Origin of the sequence: Flavihumibacter sp. ZG627 (assembly GCF_000814325.1) — a bacterium.
Classification (GTDB): domain Bacteria; phylum Bacteroidota; class Bacteroidia; order Chitinophagales; family Chitinophagaceae; genus Flavihumibacter.
In genome coordinates this window covers 260,746-280,640 of sequence record NZ_JPHF01000002.1, presented here as the reverse complement: position 1 = coordinate 280,640, position 19,895 = coordinate 260,746, and the positions used below count along the sequence as shown (strand labels likewise).

19 protein-coding genes are annotated in these 19,895 nt (G+C 42.0%); 7 read left to right on the top strand and 12 right to left on the bottom strand.

Annotation, left to right across the window (positions count from 1 at the left end):
* Positions 1–14 precede the first annotated feature (14 nt).
* Positions 15–1,082, top strand: a complete 1,068-nt coding sequence (locus HY58_RS04660) for an RluA family pseudouridine synthase (RefSeq protein ID WP_253271504.1) — start codon at positions 15–17, stop codon at positions 1,080–1,082.
* On the opposite strand, the gene HY58_RS04655 is transcribed toward HY58_RS04660, so the two are convergent.
* The 5 genes from HY58_RS04655 to HY58_RS04635 are packed head-to-tail and all read right to left on the bottom strand — an operon-like array spanning position 1,067 to position 4,527.
* Entirely contained in the window at positions 1,067–2,020 is a 954-nt protein-coding gene (locus HY58_RS04655) for a hypothetical protein (protein WP_039128682.1), read from the bottom strand. The genes HY58_RS04660 and HY58_RS04655 overlap by 16 nt on opposite strands.
* Before the next feature lie 8 nt (positions 2,021–2,028).
* Complete coding sequence (def, locus tag HY58_RS04650) at positions 2,029–2,607, bottom strand: peptide deformylase (protein WP_039128680.1); 579 nt, start codon at positions 2,605–2,607, stop codon at positions 2,029–2,031.
* Between the two features lie 59 nt (positions 2,608–2,666).
* On the bottom strand, positions 2,667–3,077 hold the full coding sequence (gene ruvX / locus HY58_RS04645; protein WP_039128678.1) for a Holliday junction resolvase RuvX: 411 nt from the start codon (positions 3,075–3,077) through the stop codon (positions 2,667–2,669).
* 32 nt (positions 3,078–3,109) lie between these two features.
* Complete coding sequence (locus tag HY58_RS04640; RefSeq protein WP_039128675.1) at positions 3,110–3,997, bottom strand: UbiA-like polyprenyltransferase; 888 nt, start codon at positions 3,995–3,997, stop codon at positions 3,110–3,112.
* A 2-nt stretch (positions 3,998–3,999) separates the two neighbouring features.
* Positions 4,000–4,527: an RNA methyltransferase gene (locus HY58_RS04635; protein ID WP_039128674.1), complete on the bottom strand. Its 528-nt coding sequence runs from the start codon at positions 4,525–4,527 to the stop codon at positions 4,000–4,002.
* Positions 4,528–4,608: 81 nt separating this feature from the next.
* Here HY58_RS04635 and mutS point away from each other — a divergent pair, with 81 nt between their 5' ends.
* Positions 4,609–7,260 (top strand): DNA mismatch repair protein MutS, encoded by a 2,652-nt coding sequence (mutS, locus tag HY58_RS04630; protein ID WP_039128671.1) that lies wholly within the window; start codon positions 4,609–4,611, stop codon positions 7,258–7,260.
* Positions 7,261–7,317: 57 nt separating this feature from the next.
* Here mutS and HY58_RS04625 read toward each other — a convergent pair whose 3' ends face one another.
* From HY58_RS04625 to glmM, 3 genes are all read right to left on the bottom strand, one after another.
* Positions 7,318–7,986, bottom strand: a complete 669-nt coding sequence (locus HY58_RS04625; protein WP_082022045.1) for a porin family protein — start codon at positions 7,984–7,986, stop codon at positions 7,318–7,320.
* 108 nt (positions 7,987–8,094) lie between these two features.
* Positions 8,095–9,222 carry a cysteine desulfurase family protein gene (locus HY58_RS04620; RefSeq protein ID WP_039128666.1) on the bottom strand — a complete coding sequence of 376 codons (1,128 nt, stop codon included), beginning with the start codon at positions 9,220–9,222 and terminating at the stop codon, positions 8,095–8,097.
* A gap of 66 nt (positions 9,223–9,288) precedes the next feature.
* On the bottom strand, positions 9,289–10,668 hold the full coding sequence (gene glmM, locus HY58_RS04615) for a phosphoglucosamine mutase (protein ID WP_039128663.1): 1,380 nt from the start codon (positions 10,666–10,668) through the stop codon (positions 9,289–9,291).
* 78 nt (positions 10,669–10,746) lie between these two features.
* Between glmM and HY58_RS04610 the strand changes: the two genes are divergently transcribed.
* Positions 10,747–11,493 (top strand): bifunctional 2-polyprenyl-6-hydroxyphenol methylase/3-demethylubiquinol 3-O-methyltransferase UbiG, encoded by a 747-nt coding sequence (locus tag HY58_RS04610; RefSeq protein ID WP_039128660.1) that lies wholly within the window; start codon positions 10,747–10,749, stop codon positions 11,491–11,493.
* A gap of 7 nt (positions 11,494–11,500) precedes the next feature.
* Here HY58_RS04610 and HY58_RS04605 read toward each other — a convergent pair whose 3' ends face one another.
* A complete protein-coding gene (locus tag HY58_RS04605) occupies positions 11,501–13,498 on the bottom strand; it encodes an LTA synthase family protein (protein ID WP_052323840.1) in 1,998 nt (665 codons plus the stop codon).
* Between the two features lie 82 nt (positions 13,499–13,580).
* On the opposite strand from HY58_RS04605, the gene HY58_RS04600 reads away from it, so the two are divergent.
* Together HY58_RS04600 and HY58_RS04595 are read left to right on the top strand one after the other, a co-directional pair.
* Entirely contained in the window at positions 13,581–14,168 is a 588-nt protein-coding gene (locus tag HY58_RS04600) for a phosphatase PAP2 family protein (protein WP_052323839.1), read from the top strand.
* Positions 14,169–14,182: 14 nt separating this feature from the next.
* Positions 14,183–15,484 (top strand): hemolysin family protein, encoded by a 1,302-nt coding sequence (locus tag HY58_RS04595; protein WP_072037579.1) that lies wholly within the window; start codon positions 14,183–14,185, stop codon positions 15,482–15,484.
* On the opposite strand, the gene HY58_RS04590 is transcribed toward HY58_RS04595, so the two are convergent.
* On the bottom strand, positions 15,481–15,969 hold the full coding sequence (locus HY58_RS04590; RefSeq protein WP_039128655.1) for a DUF6702 family protein: 489 nt from the start codon (positions 15,967–15,969) through the stop codon (positions 15,481–15,483). The genes HY58_RS04595 and HY58_RS04590 overlap by 4 nt on opposite strands.
* Positions 15,970–16,027: 58 nt before the next feature.
* Between HY58_RS04590 and HY58_RS04585 the strand changes: the two genes are divergently transcribed.
* Positions 16,028–16,639 carry a HupE/UreJ family protein gene (locus HY58_RS04585; RefSeq protein WP_039128652.1) on the top strand — a complete coding sequence of 204 codons (612 nt, stop codon included), beginning with the start codon at positions 16,028–16,030 and terminating at the stop codon, positions 16,637–16,639.
* On the top strand, positions 16,636–19,008 hold the full coding sequence (locus HY58_RS04580) for a M1 family metallopeptidase (protein WP_052323837.1): 2,373 nt from the start codon (positions 16,636–16,638) through the stop codon (positions 19,006–19,008). The genes HY58_RS04585 and HY58_RS04580 overlap by 4 nt, the downstream gene beginning before the upstream one ends.
* A gap of 303 nt (positions 19,009–19,311) precedes the next feature.
* On the opposite strand, the gene HY58_RS19845 is transcribed toward HY58_RS04580, so the two are convergent.
* Both HY58_RS19845 and HY58_RS19840 read right to left on the bottom strand, forming a co-directional pair.
* On the bottom strand, positions 19,312–19,530 hold the full coding sequence (locus HY58_RS19845; RefSeq protein WP_039128649.1) for a hypothetical protein: 219 nt from the start codon (positions 19,528–19,530) through the stop codon (positions 19,312–19,314).
* Positions 19,531–19,663: 133 nt separating this feature from the next.
* Positions 19,664–19,870 carry a hypothetical protein gene (locus HY58_RS19840; RefSeq protein WP_039128646.1) on the bottom strand — a complete coding sequence of 69 codons (207 nt, stop codon included), beginning with the start codon at positions 19,868–19,870 and terminating at the stop codon, positions 19,664–19,666.
* Between the last annotated feature and the right edge of the window lie 25 nt (positions 19,871–19,895).

Sequence of the window (19,895 nt, the reverse complement as noted above, 5' to 3'; positions counted from 1 at the left end):
TTTGAAACATGGTTATGGCGCATACAGAAGATGAATCAGAAGAACAGCAGGATTTCACTGAAGAACTGTATGAGCAACATACTATCCGCATTGATGCGGGGCAGGAACCTTTACGAATCGATAAATTCCTGGTGGCTCGTATCGAGTATGCTACCCGCAATAAAGTTCAGAAGTCAATTGATGCAGGCAGGGTACTAGTAAATGGCAAAACCGTTGCAAGCAATTATAAGATAAGGCCGGCAGATGAGATAGTAGTATACAGTCACCGGGAGAAAAGGGGTGAACATATAGTTCCGGAGGAGGTGCCTCTTAATATTCATTACGAGGATAATGATATTATGATCATTAATAAGCCGGCTGGATTGGTGGTGCATCCGGCATCAGGAAATCCTTCCGGTACGCTGATCAATGGGGTTGCCTGGTATTTACAACAGCAGAACAAGGATATCACGGAAGAAAACCTTCCTCGCTTTGGCATGGTGCATAGGATCGATAAAAATACCAGTGGCCTGATGGTATTAGCCAAAAACGATAAAGCGGTTACCTCCCTTGCCCGGCAATTTTTTGACCATACTGTTTTTCGCCGTTACATAGCTTTGGTATGGGGCGATCCTGCTGAAGAGGAAGGCACAGTGGTTGCACACATTGGCCGGCATAAAAGATTCCGTAAACTATTTGATGCATATCCGGAAGGGGAATATGGCAAAGACGCGATCACCCACTACAAAGTGCTGGAACGCTTTGGATATGTAACGCTGGTGGAATGCAGGCTGGAAACGGGCAGAACCCACCAGATCAGGGTACATATGCAACATATTGGTCATCCTCTCTTCAATGATGATTTTTACGGAGGCGACCGCATAGTGAAAGGGACAGTTTATACTAAATACAAACAATTCATTGAAAACTGTTTCAATACCTGTCCAAGACATGCGCTACATGCAAAGAATATCGGGTTTAAACATCCTGCCACCGGTGAACAGGTATTATTTGAAAGTGAGCTTGCAACTGATATGCAACTACTGATAGAGAAATGGAGGAATTATGTAAAATTCAAGGGGATTAGTCATTCCGAAAGCTGAAAGATGGTGGCAGTAAATATGCCTCTTTCTCTTTTTTTGGTGGCAACTTTCCAGTTACCGATATAGCGGATTGTTATGGGAACCAGGAGATCATTCAATTTTCCCATCTCAACTTCCATTTGTACATTAAAATCATAGACGCCCGTATTATAACTCATATCATAGGAACGTGCGATAATACGCATATCGGAAGCATCAAACCAGGTATTGATCTGGTTGATAACAATACTGCTTCTTTCAACATCGGTAAGATTGGGGCGGGGAGTTATTTTAAAAGTATAAGCGTTACGCCCCTGGTAATATTCCATATCCATTTCAAAATCATAGAGCCGGGCCATAGGTGATTCGTAGATATTGATCTTATTACCAATAAAGGGGATACCTGGAATTTTGCGTCCGGGATTAAAGAACAGCATTTTCAATTGTTCTTTATGCTTATTCAGTCCTTTCTTTTTTTTGAGACTGAGCTCTGCTTCGGCAACAGATTGTTGGGCACCACAAACCAAACCTTCTGTAAAAAACAAAGCAGCGTACATTTCAGCCGTGTAGTAGTTCCATTCATTTTTCCGGTTTTTCAGGTCACCTCCTATCGTCTCTTTCAGTACCTCCATCTGGCGGCAGTCATTTTCAACTGTTTGCCGAATGGTGCTTTCAAGAGATGCAATGATCTTTCCCTTCTTATCCATCATCCTGATATCATTGATGGAAGAATAATTCAGCTGGCGCAGGTTTTTGAAGGCACGGTAAAAGCTTGTATCGAATTGAATCCGTCTGATAAAAGAAGGAATGTCCATATTATTCCGGACAACAACTTCTTTCAGTGTAACCACTTTCTGATCAACCAATAAGGTAGTATCCTGGGAATGGAGCGGTGCGATAATAAATAACAAAACACCTGCCATCAATATTTTCAGGGCAGGTATTCTATTGAGATTCATAGGGGAAATTATTTATAGAACATCATTCGGTAATCAACGCGTACTTTACCTTTGGAGATATCATCCAATTTGCTTTTGAGCAATTTACGTTTCAGTGGTTTAAGATGGTCAATAAAAAGTTTACCATCAATATGATCGTATTCATGCAGAATTACGCGGGCGGTAATTCCGTTGAAAGTTGTTGATTGAGGCTGAAAATTTTCATCCACATAATCCAGTGTAACTTCTTCGGGGCGGAATACATCTTCGCGAATCTTCGGAATGCTAAGGCACCCCTCATTATATGGCCAATCATCGCCATTGAGTTTTTTGATATGGGCATTGATAAATACCTGCTTAATACCAGCATCACCCGGGTATTCAGCTTTTTCTTCGTCGTCGAGATTTTCAAATATTTGCTTACTATCCACTACGAACAAGCGGATATCGCGGTTGATCTGTGGTGCAGCCAATCCCACTCCATTACTATAATACATGGTCTCCCACATATCGGCGATAAGTTTATCCAGTTCGGGGTAATCTGCTGATATATCCTTTGCTACCATCCTCAGAACGGGATGTCCATATGCCACTATTGGTAGAATCATCTGCTATTTTAATTAAACGATTTGCAAAGTTAGGAAAAGAACCTGAAGAAGAAGGAGGGCTATGCGCGCCCCAGCCATTCCTGCAGCATAATTGTTGCTGCGATCTCATCAACCAAAGCTTTATTACGCCGGTCCTTTTTTTTCATACCACTCTCCAGCATACTTTGTTTGGCCATTTTTGATGTATACCTTTCATCCACTTTGGTAATTGGCATCTGGGGGAAATTTTTCTTAAGATCTTTGATACAGGCTTCCACCAATGGGGTGGCATGGGTATCAGTATCATCCCAGTTTTTGGGTTCACCAATGATGATGCGTTCCACTTCTTCCAGTTCAAAATATTTCTTAAGAAATGGTATCAGCTCTCTGGAAGGAACGGTCGTAAGTCCGCTGGCAATGATCTGAAATGGATCTGTTACTGCTATGCCGGTTCTTTTGCCACCATAATCGATTGCGAGCACTCTTGGCATGAAGGTTTGTTGGTTTAGTTGATTTTATTGAATTAACGAAGGAAGAGGTCTGTAATAACCAATATGGAAAATACAACACTGGCAATTCCATTGGCTGTCATGAAAGCAATATTAACGCGGGAAAGATCGTCTTTACTTACTATGGATTGCTGGTAAATAAGCATGCCAGTAAATACGGCCACACCAGCCCAGTATAACCAGCCAAACCCGCCATATATACCGGCAATGATCACACTGGTAGCGCTCAACAGGTGAAGAAGGCGTGAAATGAATAATGCTTTAGCCCGGCCCAGGGCAGCCGGAATGGAATGCAATTGCTGGCTACGATCAAAATCTTCATCCTGCAGTGCATAAATAATATCAAATCCACTCACCCAGAATATTACAGCAAAGGAGAAAAGTATTGGGAGCCAATCAAATTGTCCGGTGACAGCCAGGTAAGCCCCGATGGGTGCCAGTGAGAGGCCCAGCCCCAAAACCAGATGGCAGAGCGCGGTGAATCTTTTGGTGAAACTATACCCAAGAACTACCAGCAATGCAACCGGGGAAAGGTAAAAGCAGAGGGCATTAATAAAATAGCATGTTGCCACAAAAAGGAGGCTGTTAAAAATGGTGAAAAGCAGGGCTTTATCGGCACTGATTATTCCTGCGGGAATTTCGCGGATCGTCGTTCTGGGATTCTTTGCGTCAAAGTGCCTGTCGAGATACCTGTTGAATGCCATGGCCGCACTACGGGCAAAAACCATACAAAGAATTACGAGTATAAATTTCAGGATGGCGGATCTATAATCCTGGGTGAGGAAGCCGAAATATCCTGTGGCGCCCGTTGCTGCAAGAAAAAAACCGATCATGGCAAAAGGCATTGCGAAAATGGTATGCGAAAATTTAATGAGGCTTAAATAATTCCGGATAGCTGTCATAATTATATTTTTTCACGTACGAGTTCCCACAAAACTATTCCGGCAGCAACAGATATGTTCAGTGAGTGTTTCATTCCAAGTTGCGGGATCTCAATACATCCATTGCTGGCAGCAATAACATTCGCATCCACGCCGCTAACTTCATTACCAAAAACCACTGCCAGCTTTTCTTCAGCTGTTGTTTCCAATTGATTTAGCAAATAGCTACCAGAAGCCTGCTCAACTGCATAGATACCATATCCTGCTGATTTAAGTGACTCCACAGCATCGAGCGTTGAGGGATAATATTTCCATTCAACGCTTTCTGTAGCGCCAAGGGCTGTTTTATGAATATCTCGATGCGGAGGTTGTGGCGTATAGCCACAGAGGTAAACAGCCTCCAGGAGGAAGGCATCCGCTGTACGGAAAACACTTCCTACATTATGCATACTTCTAATATTATCGAGTACAACTATGATCGGTATTTTAGCGGCTTCCCTGAATTCTTCCACCGTTTTGCGGTTCAGTTCATCCATGCTGAGTTTTCGCATCCTGCAAAGATATTCACTTTTTCCCCCCCACCGCTAAAACACGCTTTCCAGCAGCGTCCTTAGCACCTATATTTGCTGGCCATGTCAAAGAGTAGTGCCGACACCCCATTAATGCAACAGCATCGGGCCATCAAACAGCGGTATCCCGATGCGATCCTGCTGTTCAGGGTCGGTGATTTCTATGAGACCTTCGGGCAGGATGCTATAATTGCTTCCCAGGTTTTGGGCATTACCCTTACCAAGCGAAACAATGGTTCAGCCTCGGCGTCGGAGCTGGCAGGATTTCCGCACCACTCGGTGGAAACATACCTGCATAAACTGGTAAAAGCTGGCTACCGTGTGGCTATTTGCGACCAACTCGAGGATCCCAAGTTGGCCAAGGGGATTGTGAAAAGAGGCGTAACGGAAATGGTAACGCCTGGTACTGCCACTAGTGATAAATTACTTGACCACCATTCCAATAACTTCCTTGCCAGTTTATATTTTGTTAGCGATGACCTTTTTGGAATTGCATTTCTTGATATTTCAACAGGCGAATTCTTCATTGCAGAAGGTGACCGCGAGTATGCGGATAAAATGTTACAGTCGTTTCAGCCGGCAGAAGTTTTGTTCCAACGTCAGCGACAGAAACTGTTCAAGGAATATTTTGGCCCCCGGTTTTACACATATTCACTAGATGAGTGGATATTCCAGAACAGTTATGCGAAGGACATATTATTAAAACATTTCCAGACACATTCCCTTAAAGGCTTTGGAGTAGAATCACTTAGTAATGGACTGATTGCGGCCGGAGCCATAATGCATTACCTCAAGGATACTGAACATCCCAATCTTCAGCATATTACTTCTATGCAAAGGATCGACAGGGATGATTTTCTTTGGATGGATCGGTTTACTGTTCGCAACCTGGAACTATTGGGTACACCGGGTACGGAGAGTCACTCGCTATTAAGGGTGATGGACCAGACAGTGAGTGCCATGGGCGCAAGGTTATTGAAACGTTGGATCGTATTCCCGCTAAAAGATATTAAGCCGATAAATGAGCGGTTGGACCTGGTAGAATTTTTTATAACATCTGTGGATATGCGCAATCAGTTATCGCAGCATATCCGCCAGGCGGGAGATATTGAAAGACTTGTAAGCAAGATAACACTGAAAAAGATTGGTCCACGCGAGGTATTGCAGCTAGCAAAGGGATTAGAACAGGTAGCTGCCATAAAACTGCTTTGTGGTGGGGCAAGCAATGATTACCTTGCCCGGCTTTCGGATGCATTAAATCCTTGTGTATATATAGCGGGTAAAATCCATGCCGAGTTAGTGGAGAATGCCCCTCCAACAACAGCAAAGGGGAGTTTTATTGCATCGGGAATTAATAAGGAGCTGGATGATTTAAGGGCTATCGCAAGTACCGGTAAAGAATACCTGGTACAAATGCAACAGAAGGAGTCAGTAAATACAGGAATACCATCTCTCAAAATAGGGTTCAATAATGTCTTTGGCTATTACCTTGAAGTAACCAATACCCATAAACATAAAGTTCCGGCAGAATGGACCAGGAAGCAGACCCTGGCAAATGCCGAAAGATATATAACACCTGAGTTAAAAGAGTATGAAGAAAAAATAACGGGTGCCGAAGATAAGATAATGCGGATCGAGCTTGAATTATTCGAGTCGTTGTTAAACGAATTGCAGGATTATCTACAACCTATACAGGCGAATGGAAATATTCTGGCCATACTGGATTGTTTGGTTTGTTTTGCCAATATAGCCCTGCAATTCCGATACAAAAGGCCGCAGATGCATGAGGGTGGTGACCTGACCATAAAAGCAGGACGTCACCCGGTTATTGAAAGGTTCCTTGGGGCAGGAGATCAATATGTTTCCAATGATATAGAACTAAACAAAAGTGAACAGCAGGTTATTATACTTACGGGACCCAACATGAGTGGTAAAAGTGCTTTACTCAGGCAGGTAGCCATTATAACACTTATGGCGCATATGGGGAGTTTTGTACCTGCTGATGAAGCACAGGTTCCTATAACGGATAAGATATTCACAAGGGTTGGTGCATCAGATAACCTTAGCGGAGGAGAGTCCACTTTTATGGTTGAAATGAATGAAACAGCCAGCATACTTAATAATGTAACATCGAGAAGTCTGATCCTGCTGGATGAAATTGGAAGAGGCACTTCAACCTATGACGGAATATCTATTGCGTGGAGTATTGTAGAATACCTGCATCAAACTGTTCATGCGCCACTTACCCTTTTTGCTACTCATTATCATGAATTGAATGAGCTGGAAAATAAATGGGAAAGGGTTAAAAATTTTCATATTACCAATAAGGAAGTAGGTAATAAAATTATTTTCCTTCGCAAACTTGCACCTGGAGGAAGTACACATAGCTTTGGAATTCATGTGGCCCGTATGGCGGGTATGCCAGGCACTCTCATCAGCAGGGCAAATGAGATCCTTGAACAATTAGAAAGCAAACATCTTGGTGCAGGAAATGATATTTCAGATTATGACAATTGCGCAGGGTCACCCAGAATTGAAGATCTGGGTCATAAAGTGAAGGAGCTTGGTGGACCAAAAATACAGTTATCAATATTTGATGTGCACTCCCAAACCTTTGATCAGATCCGTAAAGTATTGGAAGGACTCGATATCAACCGCCTTACGCCCGTTGAGGCGCTTTTAAAACTTCAGGAGATAAAAAACATGATCAACTAAAAAACGGCAACTATAAGCTGCCGTTTTCTTTGTGCATTTCAGAGGACTACTTTACTATTAGAATTTAAGTGACATTCCAATTTTCACAGCCTGGTTACGGGCATTAACTGATTTGTTAGCATCTATCCTGCTAAGTCCGTAATCATAACCTGCGGTAATAGCTACACCATTTCGGAATTCGTAACCAATACCAGCAGTAAGGGCAGCATCAACTTTATTGAACTGGTCAGTTACATCAAACTTTTTATTGAGGAGATTCACACCAAGTACGCTGGCTCTGGTGCGGAGGTCGGCGTTCATGAGGTAAGAAATCTGTGGACCTGCATAAACCTGGAAACCGTTACCCAGGGTAGCTTTTATAAGTACCGGCATATCGAGGTATTGTGACATCAGGTCAGCTTTTGCGCCTATACCTAACAGATCCAGCACTTTCAGATCAACATCACCCTTGAGCGTATAGCCTTTTGTAGAATACATTAAACCAGGCTCAATAACAACTGTTTCAGAAATTGGTATCTGAATGAAGCCACCAACATGCATACCAGTGCGACCGGTTGTTGATACATATCCATTGGTCCATTCAAGAATCTGGTTAAGTTGCTGGTTAGCTTCGCCGCCAATAGTAGCAAAATTGACACCTGCTTTAACACCAAATTTTATATCAGACTGGGCATAACTGAAAACAGTAGCCGACAATAACAGTAGTAGTGTAATTATTGATCTCATATGATTAGTTGACGCGGATTTGAAAGCCGTTCAATATTCTGACCATATGAGAAGAAAGAAGTAAAAAGAGCTGGTTCTAATATTTTGTTAATGCCAAAGTTGGGATCCTCAGATCATTCCTGTAAGCTTATCCACTACGAAGTCAACTTCGTCTTTAGTATTATGCTTACTAAAGGAGAACCTTACAGCAACCTGGTTGGGGTTGTTTTTAATTGCACGGATAACATGGGACCCCTGGTCAACACCGCTGGTGCAGGCACTTCCGCCTGATGCGCATATGCCACTGATATCGAGATTAAATAATATCATTTCAGACTTCTCTGTTTTCGGGAACGAAACATTAAGGACAGCATAGAGACTGTTACCGAAGGCATCACCATTAAATTCAACTCCCTTTATATGAGCCTTTAACTGATCTCCCATATAATTCTTAATGGAAGCAACATGTTTACTATCTGCCTCATAATTATTGGTAGCGATTTCAAGCGCTTTTGCAAAGCCTACGATGCCATATAAATTTTCAGTTCCTGCACGCATATTTCTTTCCTGCGATCCGCCATGAATGAAAGGTTCAATATGGACACTTTCATTTATATAAAGCAGCCCAACACCTTTAGGTCCATGAAATTTATGTGAAGCACCTGTAATAAAATGTACTGGTGTTTTTCTCAGGTCAAATGGATAATGCCCCACCGTTTGAACAGTATCGGAATGGAAGATGGCATTGTATTTTGTACACAGTTCCCCTACCGCATTAATGTTGAGGAGATTTCCGATTTCATTATTGGCATGCATTAGTGTTACCAGACATTTATCTTCACTTTCCTTAAGGAGAAGTTCCAGGTCTTCAAGGTCGATATGACCGTCTGGTAGAAGTTTTACATAACTGAGTGCGGCTTCTCCTTTTTTATGGAGGTATTCGATCGTATGACTGGTAGCATGGTGCTCGATCCGGGAACTGATAATATGCCTGCAGCCAAGATTTTTAACTGCGGCGGTTATGGCAGTATTACTGCTTTCTGTACCGCCTGAGGTAAAGAATATCTCAGCGGGGTGTGCATTAAGGATCTTAGCGACTGATTTACGGGCATTCTCAATGGCCAGGCGGCTCTCTCTCCCATAGGAATATATTGAAGAAGGATTACCAAATTTTTCAGTAAGGTATGGCATCATAGCCTCCAGCACTGCGGGATCCAGGCTGGTAGTTGCTGCATTATCGAAATAAGTTCTGTTCACTGGAATGCATTTAAATAAAAAGGCTCCCTTAAACAGGGAGCCGCAAATTTCTGAATTTATTTTGATTTAAAGGAACTCTTTAATATCCTGCATTAGTCTGAGTGCTATATTATTGGCCGTGGTCTCAAAGTTACTTTCTGCATAAATCCTGATGATGGGCTCTGTGTTAGAGGTTCTCAGGTGAACCCAATCACTATCGAATTCAATCTTCAAACCATCTTCCGTATTGACCGGCTGCTTCTTGTATTTTTTCTTTATTTTTTCAAACAGGTCTTTTACATCAATATTTTGCTCAAGTTCGATTTTATTCTTGGAGATAAAATAGTCGGGATATCTGGAACGAAACGACTTGATGCCGTTTTTATGTTGTGCCAAGGCGCTGAGGAATAATCCGGTTCCGATAAGGGCATCTCTTCCATAATGAAGATCAGGCATAATAATTCCTCCATTTCCCTCCCCTCCTATCACGGCATTCATTTCCTTCATCTTTTTCACCACATTCACTTCCCCAACCGGTGAGGGGAAGTATTCGCCGCCATGCTTTAAGGTGATTTCCTTTAATGCCTTGGTGGATGACATATTTGAAACAGTATTACCTTTTCTATTAGACAGAACATAATCTGCAACAGCTACCAGGGTAAACTCCTCACCAAACATGCTGCCATCTTCACAAACAAAACAAAGTCTGTCAACATCGGGATCTACTGCGATCCCAAGTGAAGCATCCTTCTTTTTGACTTCAGCACTCAAGCCGGAAAGATTTTCCGGAAGGGGTTCGGGGTTATGGGCAAATTTTCCGTTTACTTCTTCATTGAGTACAATTATCTCTTCCACACCCAGCGCTTTCAATAATTTAGGCATTGCAATGGCGCCAGACGAATTGATGGCATCAACTACAATTTTAAAATTTTTGGCACGAATGGCTTCAACATTCACTAACGGGTGATTACATACAACCTCAATATGTTTATCGAGGTAAGAATCATTTGTGGTTATTGAACCAAGTTTATCGACGGGTGCAAACTTAAAAGATTCTTTAGCGGCTAATTCCAGCACCTGTGCACCTGCTTCTGCCGAAATAAATTCCCCGTCACTGTTAAGTAATTTCAGCGCATTCCATTCTTTAGGGTTATGGCTGGCTGTTATAATGATACCACCATCTGCCTTCTCCCATTTAACCGCCATTTCAACGGTTGGAGTGGTAGATAATCCGAGGTCAACAACCTGTATTCCGAGCCCCACCAGCGTTTGTAAAACCAATTGATTGACCATATCACCGGATATGCGACCATCACGCCCAACAACAACTTTAGCGGATTTGTTACCGGATAAAAGCATGCTGCCGTAAGCAGCAGAAAATCTTACAATATCGAGGGGAGTCAGATTTGTGTTTGGAAGCCCACCAATGGTACCACGAATTCCGGAAATACTTTTTATCAATGCCACAGTTCGAAAGGTTTAAGTATTCCAAAAATAAGCGATTATTTGGGTTTCGCCCTTTACTTTTGGTAAAAATACCCCTACATGCCGACAGGAAGTTGGTTTCGCAACTGGTTCAATTCATCATACTACCATCTTCTTTATTTTAAGCGGGATGAGGATGAAGCAGATAAATTCATCCGGCAATTGGTGTTAAAGCTGGGCCCGGGATCAGGGTCTAAAATGCTTGACATAGCATGCGGGCGCGGCAGGCATTCAAGGAGCCTCGCAGCGATGGGATTTGATGTTACGGGCATTGATATTTCGGAGGACAGTATCAAGGAAGCACTAAAATATGAACAGGGGAACCTGCATTTTTATGTACATGATATGAGGCTCCCTTTCAGGATGAATTATTATGATTATGCATTCAATTTTTTTACAAGTTTTGGGTATTTCCGAACAGAGCGTGAACACTATAATACAATAAGAACCATCGCTCAGTCTTTGAAACCAAATGCTTTATTTGTGATGGACTTTCTGAATGTACATTATGCAGAAGATCATTTGGTTCATAAGAGTGAAGAAGAAATAGAAGGGGTGAATTTTTATATCACCAAATGGTTTGATGAAACTCATTTTTATAAGAGGATCGTGGTAGAGGATGAAAATTTTGAAGAACCATTAGAGTATACAGAAAGGGTAGCAAAATTTTCTCTTGGCGATTTCAACGATATGTTTTCCTTCCATAACCTTCAGATCCAGGAAGTTTATGGTGATTATGAATTCGGGCATTATGATGTCAGAAAGTCACCACGCCTTATTATGATGGCCAAAAAAATAAAGGTTTAGGAGAGAATTAGTCTGCCGATTTTTTATTATTCAACAGCATGTACCGTGCTGTTTCATAGAATGCCTCGCTCCACCATTCGTAAGGAGCCGTATCAGGAATATCCCCGGCTAATGGAACGGCAAAATCGGCCCACTCCATTACTGTAGCATTACCCTGCATAGACCGGTTATAGTAAAACTGATTTTTCAGCAGCCCAATATTCTTGTTATTATAATCCATAATAAAAGCCATATTTCCTCTGCCACTATCGCGGTGGTGGGCAACCATAAGATCACGTCCCATTGCAGTATTCTTGTATGGAATATTTACAATTCCTGCAAGTGTTGGCAATACATCGATTTGCGATGCCAGGTCATGCAGTTTCATGGCAGGCACTTTACCAGGTGCATAAAACAATAAAGGAACATGATTTGCCGAGAGGCTGTTAACCGTCCAGGACGATGGAAAACCAAAATTGGCATTGCCGGCAATTCCATGATCTCCTATGAATACAAAAATTGTATTCTCAAAATAAGGAGATTGTCTTGCCGTTTCCATGAATTGTTTAATACTGAAGTCCATGTACCGGAATGCGTTCAATTCTTCATTACTTCGATATCCGAATTTATCGAGGCTGTCCTGGGGATAGGTAACAATTCCCATTGCTTCCTGGTCTTCCTTAGGAATGGTATATGGGCGATGATTGTTAGCTGTCTGGATAACAGCAAAAAATGGCTTTTTCTCTTTTTCAAGAACTGTGTGGGCCTCCCTGAAAAGGTTATGGTCACTTATCCCCCATACATCAACATTTGGAACGGAGTAGCTTCCTTCCTCGTAAAGATGAAGTCCGGCAATATTGTTAGTAAGTATACCCCTGATATTTGCCCAGCTTGTACTTCCTCCCAGAAAATAATATTTTTCATAGCCACGGAAATCATTTATGATGGAATGCTGATCAACCATCAGCGGATTCCTGCTAGCTGTTTTAACCAGTTCAACATCCGGAATACCGGTAATGGTTGCCCAAACGCCTTTTGCAGTTCCGATAAGTGGTGTAAAGCAATTATCAAAGAACAAGCCTTCCTTACAGAGGGAAGAGAAATAGGGTGTGGCATTCAGTGGATTTCCCCACATAGAGCTTTTATAGCCACTGAAACTCTCACATAGTACCAGAACGATATTGGGGGATGGCCTTCCTTTCCAGTTATACAAAGAATCAGGCGCCACAAGCCTATTAAAATGTGGCTTTTCGGGGTCAGGAGAATCTACTTCAAGATAAGCGGCCATTTGCGGGTAAGCAGCTTTAACTTTTAATGAATCATAGGATGAACTCCTGAATTTAAAAGAACTGAAAAATGATTGTATCGGATTAAGGGCAATATTAGCCTGGAAATCATTTCCCATGTTAAATGCATCGCTCCAGCGAAGAGGATATTGTGCAACCCTTCCAAATATGGCCAGGGCAAAAACCAGGAATGAAGCAACAAAAAAACTAATTCGCGAACTACGGGTTGGAGGCAATCCTGTATCAGCAATAAAAGAATAAATCAACCGGATTGTTTTTACAATCAGCCAGCTAATCACAATTACGGCAAGGATTATTCTAAAAACGGGATAAGTTTGCCAGACCATCCCTGCTGATATTTTTGCATCTTCCAAAAAGCTCAGCGCACTTGCATTTAGCCGCTGGTTGAGGTAACGGTAATGCAAAAAATCCACAACAAAGAATATGGTGAGCAACAGGCTGACCAGTATAAAATAGATAATCCATATTCTTCTGGCTTTGGGGTTTAAAAAGGGGTTAAGGGCAGGAAAGGCTGAAAGAATAAGAAAAACCAGCCCTATGGCGGCAACCACGCGTGCATCATACCGAAATCCAAGCCAGAAAGTGGGGATTATATTGTCTGTTTCGGTTTCGGGTAAACGAAACATATACCAGCTAAAAACACGAGCTGCGGTCATGGCCAAAAGCAGTAGGATGGAAATTGCAAAGACCCATCTAACGGTGCGGGGGATCCTGTTCATAGTGTGCAAAAGTCGGAATTATTTAAACTTCACCATGCGGTTAAAACATAACTACTTATTTTTGTGATTGTTAGAAAACAACATGGATCTTATAGAACGGTTAATTGAATATGACAGGAGCCTGATGCTTCGCATCAACAGCGAATGGCATAACCCGGTGCTTGACATGTTTTTCCAGCATATCCGGGAAACATATTTCTGGGTTCCACTTTACCTGTTTTTTCTTGTTTTTGCTGCAATTAATTTCGGGAAAAGGGGTTGGATATGGGTTCTAGCTGTAATAGTAACTATTGCTATCACTGACCAGGTGAGCAGTAACTTAATCAAAAATAATATTTTCAGAACGCGGCCCTGCCGTGATCAGTTACTTGCTGAACAGGTTAGATTTTTTATCAGCTATTGTCCCCGCAGCAGCAGCTTCACTTCTTCCCATGCTACTAATCAATTTGGTTTCGCCACTTTTATGGTTCTTACCTTACGACATATTACAGGGCCCATTATAAGTCTTTTGTTCGTGGCAGCTGCAGCTGTTGCCTATGGACAAGTATACGTTGGTGTACATTTTCCGCTGGATGTGATAGCAGGCGGAATGGTAGGCGCCGGTATTGGTTACGGAATGAGTGTTATCTTCAACAAGAATTACGGGCTTCCCCCTCTGAAAACCAGCTGACAATACATTAAAAAATGACGGAGATTCTTATAATACTGGGACTAATCCTGATAAACGGACTTTTTTCGATGGCAGAAATAGCGCTTGTTTCTTCCCGTAAGGCAAGGCTTGAAAGCCAGGCCAACAGGGGTGATGCCCGTGCGAAGGAAGCCCTGGAGCTATCAAACCACCCTGATACGTTTTTATCAACCGTCCAAATCGGCATTACCCTGATAGGAATATTGACGGGTATATTTTCCGGCGACACGGTTACATCGGATGTTGCTGCTTTTTTCCAGAGCATTCCATTACTAGCACCGTACAGTAATGGTATTGCAACCACTGTGGTGGTAATTATCCTGACCTATTTCAGTATGGTTCTTGGCGAACTACTTCCAAAGCGCATAGGCCTTAGCAATCCCGAAAAGATTGCCAAACTGGTTGCCCGTCCCATGCATATCATCAGCCGGATTACCCATCCGTTTATCTGGCTTCTCAGCAAATCGACGCATCTTCTTTCTAAATTATTTAATGTTCAACGCAATGATACCCAGGTAACTGAAGAAGAAATAAAAGCTATAATAAGTGAAGGTACCGAGCAGGGGACAATTGATGAGGCAGAACAGGAAATAATTGAGCGGGTATTTCACCTAGGAGACAGGAATATAAGCTCCTTAATGACACACCGGAGTGATATCGTTTGGTTTGATCTTAATGACAACGAGGTATCCATCAAGGAGAAGATTTTGAAGGAACCACATTCCATTTATCCGATCTGTGAGGGTGATATTGATAATATCAAGGGTGTTGTATCAATCAAGGATCTCTACATTACAAATGATCTTACTCTTTTTAAACATATTATGAAACCAGCCATGTTTGTTCCTGAGAACAATACGGCTTACCGGGTTCTTGAAAGATTTAAGGAATCACAGCTACACTCCTGTTTTATTGTTGATGAGTATGGAAGTGTACAGGGTATGATAACCCTAAACGATATTTTGGAAGCTATTGTTGGTGACCTTCCCCAGCCCGACATAGAAGATTATGAAATCATCAAGCGTGATGATGGCTCATACCTTGTAGATGCTCAAATACCCTTCTATGATTTCCTTTCAAGGTTTGAAATGACAGACTGGATGAATGAAGGCGAACATGAATTCAATACTTTGGCAGGATTTATACTGCATAAGTTGGAGCGTATTCCGCAAACCGGAGATTCTATGGAATGGAAGGGCTTTAGATTTGAGATCATTGATATGGATGCACTCAGGATCGATAAGATATTAGTGACCATTTCCGAAGATATACGCGAAGGAATGGACGATGCTGATTAAAAGTCAAATTCAGCCGTATGATCGGGATGTACCAGTTTTGAGCTCTTTCGCTGTCCCCCCACTGTACAATGCATAAGATTTATCTGCTTTTCAAAAGAGTTATATAAAAGGGTATTTTCGATTTCTATTTTCTTTATGGAAATAACATTACTAACCTGCACATAACACCAGGCAGCTTCACGCTCACGCTCATATCCAATAAATTCAAGACGCACGGGTTTACCGTTAATCTTTAATCTTAAGTTTTCGGAAAGATAATCTGCCACCTGCTGATTTGTACGGATGGCGTCTTTTGGATGGGTAAGATCGATGCTGGTATTATAGGACTTGCCCAATGCGTTTTCAAAATCATCAATAAATAATTTGACACTGATCTCAATGGTCTTTTCAGCAGGGTTATGCTGAATTTCAGTAACCCCTACATAAAATGGATGGAGGACGGTTATAAAGGATGCCATTAACCACTTAAACAAAACTACTGCCATTGAACAATTAAATTTTTCTGTCACAAAACTCTGATTTATTTTGGAGACCTGACGAACTATGCAAGATTTTAACCTTTACTTCGGCCTGGGTGTAGAACATATTCTGACCTGGGATGCTCTCGATCACATATTATTCATTACAGCACTATGTTTACGGTACAAGATCCGGGATTGGAAAAAGATCTTCCTACTTGTGACCTCATTTACGATTGGGCACAGCATCACACTTGTTCTGAGTACATTAGGGCATGTTAAAATGGATGTAGAATGGATAGAGTTCCTAATCCCTCTTACGATAGCAGGCACAGCATTAAGTAATTTATTTTATAAGCCTGGAAGGCAGTATAGTAAATTGTCACTGATATATTTCCTTGCCCTGTTTTTTGGAATGATACATGGGTTGGCATATGCAAATCTTCTCCTTGACCTGGAGGGAGGTCAAAATTTAAGCAGCCATCTTCTGGCATTTAATCTGGGTATAGAAGTTGGTCAACTATTTGTAGTAGCGGTTGTTTTACTGCTATCTTATATATTCGTTGAAAAGTTGAAAATCGGGCAGGACTGGTGGATCGGGATCATTTCTTCCATCATTCTCCTGTTCTCATTAAAATTGGCAATAGAAAGAATTCCCTCAATCAGAAAACCTACACAAACAGCAATAATAACATGAGAAGACTACTCTTTGCATGCCTGGGATTTTTAGCCTTACCGGCGTTTTCCCAGAACATACAGAACAATCCCGGATCCAACCATGCGAACAAGTTTGAGCAGTTGGGAACCATTTTACCAACTCCGAACGAGTACAGAACAGCAAGTGGAGCCCCTGGGCCGAAGTATTGGCAGCAGCGGGCCGACTATGATATAAAGGTGGAACTTGATGAAGCGAACCTTCGGCTAACAGGTTCGGAGATTGTAACATACTACAACAATTCTCCGGATGTTCTGACCTATCTCTGGCTGCAGCTGGATGAAAACGAACATAGTTCAGAACGCAATGCAGATTACCAGGATGCAAGTACAATGGGTGCGCAAACATCAGATCTTTTCATCAAGCGTTATGAGAATGAAAAGAATGATTTTGGTGTTAACATTACCAAGCTTACAGATGCTCTTAATAAACCACTTAAGTATGTTGTGAATAAAACAATGATGCGTGTGGATCTTCCAACTCCCTTGAAGCCCGGACAAAAATATGTACTAAAGATCGACTGGAACTACCGGATCAGTGATCGTATGAAGGAAGGCGGACGAGGTGGATATGAATTCTTTCCGGAAGATGGCAACCATTTGTTCACGATTTCACAGTGGTTCCCGCGCCTCTGTGTTTACAGCGATTTCCAGGGATGGCAGAACCATCAGTTTACAGGAAGAGGTGAATTTGCCCTTGTTTTTGGAAACTACAAGGTTCAGATGACTGTTCCCGCAGACCATGTTGTTGGCTCAACAGGAGAGTGTCTGAATTACCCTGCTGTTCTAAATGCCGCACAACTTGCACGTTGGCAAAAGGCGCAGTCAGCTAAGGATGTTGTTGAGATCGTTACTCTTGATGAAGCCAAGGCTAAAGAAAAAAACAAAAGCAAGGCAAAGAAAACCTGGATATTCAAGGCTGATAATGTTCGTGACTTTGCATGGACTTCAAGCCGCAAATTTGTATGGGATGCCATGCCGGCAAATGTTGAAGGTAAAAAGGTTATGTGCATGAGTTTCTATGGCAAGGAAGCATACGGACTCTATCGCCCCTACTCTACCAAGGCAGTTGCACATACCATTAAAACCTATTCAAAGTTTACCATTCCATATCCATATCCGGTAGCGCAGAGTGTAGAAGCATCTAACGGTATGGAATACCCAATGATTTGTTTCAATTATGGACGCACTGCGCCTGATGGAACATATAGTGAAAGCACCAAGTATGGAATGTTAGGAGTTATTATCCATGAAGTTGGACATAACTTTTTTCCAATGATCATCAATAGTGATGAGCGTCAGTGGTCATGGATGGATGAGGGACTGAATACATTTGTAGAATATCTGACGGAAGAACTTTGGGATAATAAGTTCCCAAGCCGTCGTGGGCCGGCTGCTTATATTACGGATTACATGAAGCTACCTAAAGACCAGTTGGAACCAATTATGACCAATAGTGAAAACATCATAGGTTTTGGTCCAAATGCCTATTCAAAGCCAGCTACCGGATTAAATATTCTTCGGGAGACCATCATGGGACGTGAGTTATTTGATTATGCGTTTAAAGAGTATGCACGTCGCTGGGCATTCAAGCATCCAACACCTGCTGACCTTTTCCGTACACTTGAAGACGCGAGTGCGGAAGACCTTGACTGGTTCTGGAGGGGATGGTTCTATAGTACAGACGTAACGGATATGGCTATTGATACTGTCAGATATTTACGCCCTGAGTTTGGAGAGCCTATGAACAGGAATCCATCAGGTGTAACTACGACTAAACTTGCAAAACCGCAGGTGAATGCGTTTGAGGATATTTCAAAAGTGCGTAACCGTGAAGACAAGAATGTTGTATTTGAAGTAGACAGAGATACAACCCTTCGTGATTTCTACTGGCGTTATGCCCGTGGACTGGAACCTGTTGATACCACTACCTACACCATTCCGGCCGCTTCAAACATTGAGAAAGCAGATGCAGAAATTCAGCAGAAGTATGCCAACAAACATATTTATGAGGTTGCTGTTTCCAATAAGGGGGGCCTTGTAATGCCAATTATAGTTGAGTTTACATATGCCGATGGCACTAAGGATATTGACCGTATTCCTGCCCAGATCTGGCGGAAGAATGAAAATAAGGTTACCAAGGTGTATTTGAAGGACAAGGAAGTTAAATCAATCAAACTTGATCCTATGCGTGAAACTGCGGATATCAATGAATCCAATAATACCTGGGGCACCATAGCTGAACCAAGTAAGTTCCAGCTTTACAAAATGAAGCAGGGTGCCCGTGGTCAAAGTACTGGCATTACACCAATGCAAAAGGCAAAGGAAAAAAAGGATAAGAAAGCATTCTAATTAGATTCCCTAATAGATATTTTCCTTTCAGTGAAAAAGGAGATGGCATATGTCATCTCCTTTTTTTATGGAACCTTCCTGAGTCATTTTCAGAATTTGATTCTCCATTTGTTGTCTTACGCATTGAAGGTTCAGTTTTAGGCAATCGTCCTGCAGCCCTCAGCTGTTAATGAATGATCCATTCAAGCTGACCATTGACACTTCTGAATTCATCAGCCGCCCATTTCTCCAGGTGTTTATAAATAGTTTCATCAAGGCGAAGCACAAAGTTCTTCTTTTCACTCACGATATACCATTTACATATTACTGGCACAAGGAACCGATGTTTAGAATGGGTGTTGCAGCCTTTTCAGCACAGAGCACCACCATAGGATTGCTGACCATAGCGGCTTTCTTTTTTTCATTCAGGTGAACTATCTCCTTTTTTGAAAGTTCTGCAAGCGCCAGTTCAACCATCCCCACAGCACTTTCCACAATTTTGGTACGAGCTGCAACAATGGCAGTGGCCTGCTGGCGTTGCAACGTTACGCCTGCAATTTCAGGTGCATATGCAAGGTAACTGATACGGAATTTTTCTGACCGTAATCAGATCATCTGTTTCAAGTAAAGTGGATTCACAAATAGTAATCCATTCTCTTTTGCCATACCAATGTTTTTACCAATAAGGGTGAGCACCCGGGTTTGGAGAAACTATGATCGGACCAGCGGAAATAAATAATGCAACTGCCAATAATATCCCGCCCCAGATAAGCATTGATCTGTTGCCACCGTAGTTGATAAAGAGATAAATGCCGCCAACCACCAGGCCAAGTGTCAGCAATAATTCCAGATAACCGGAAATACTCCTAACAATCTTTTCCACAAAAGCAGTTTGATATTAAAATGAT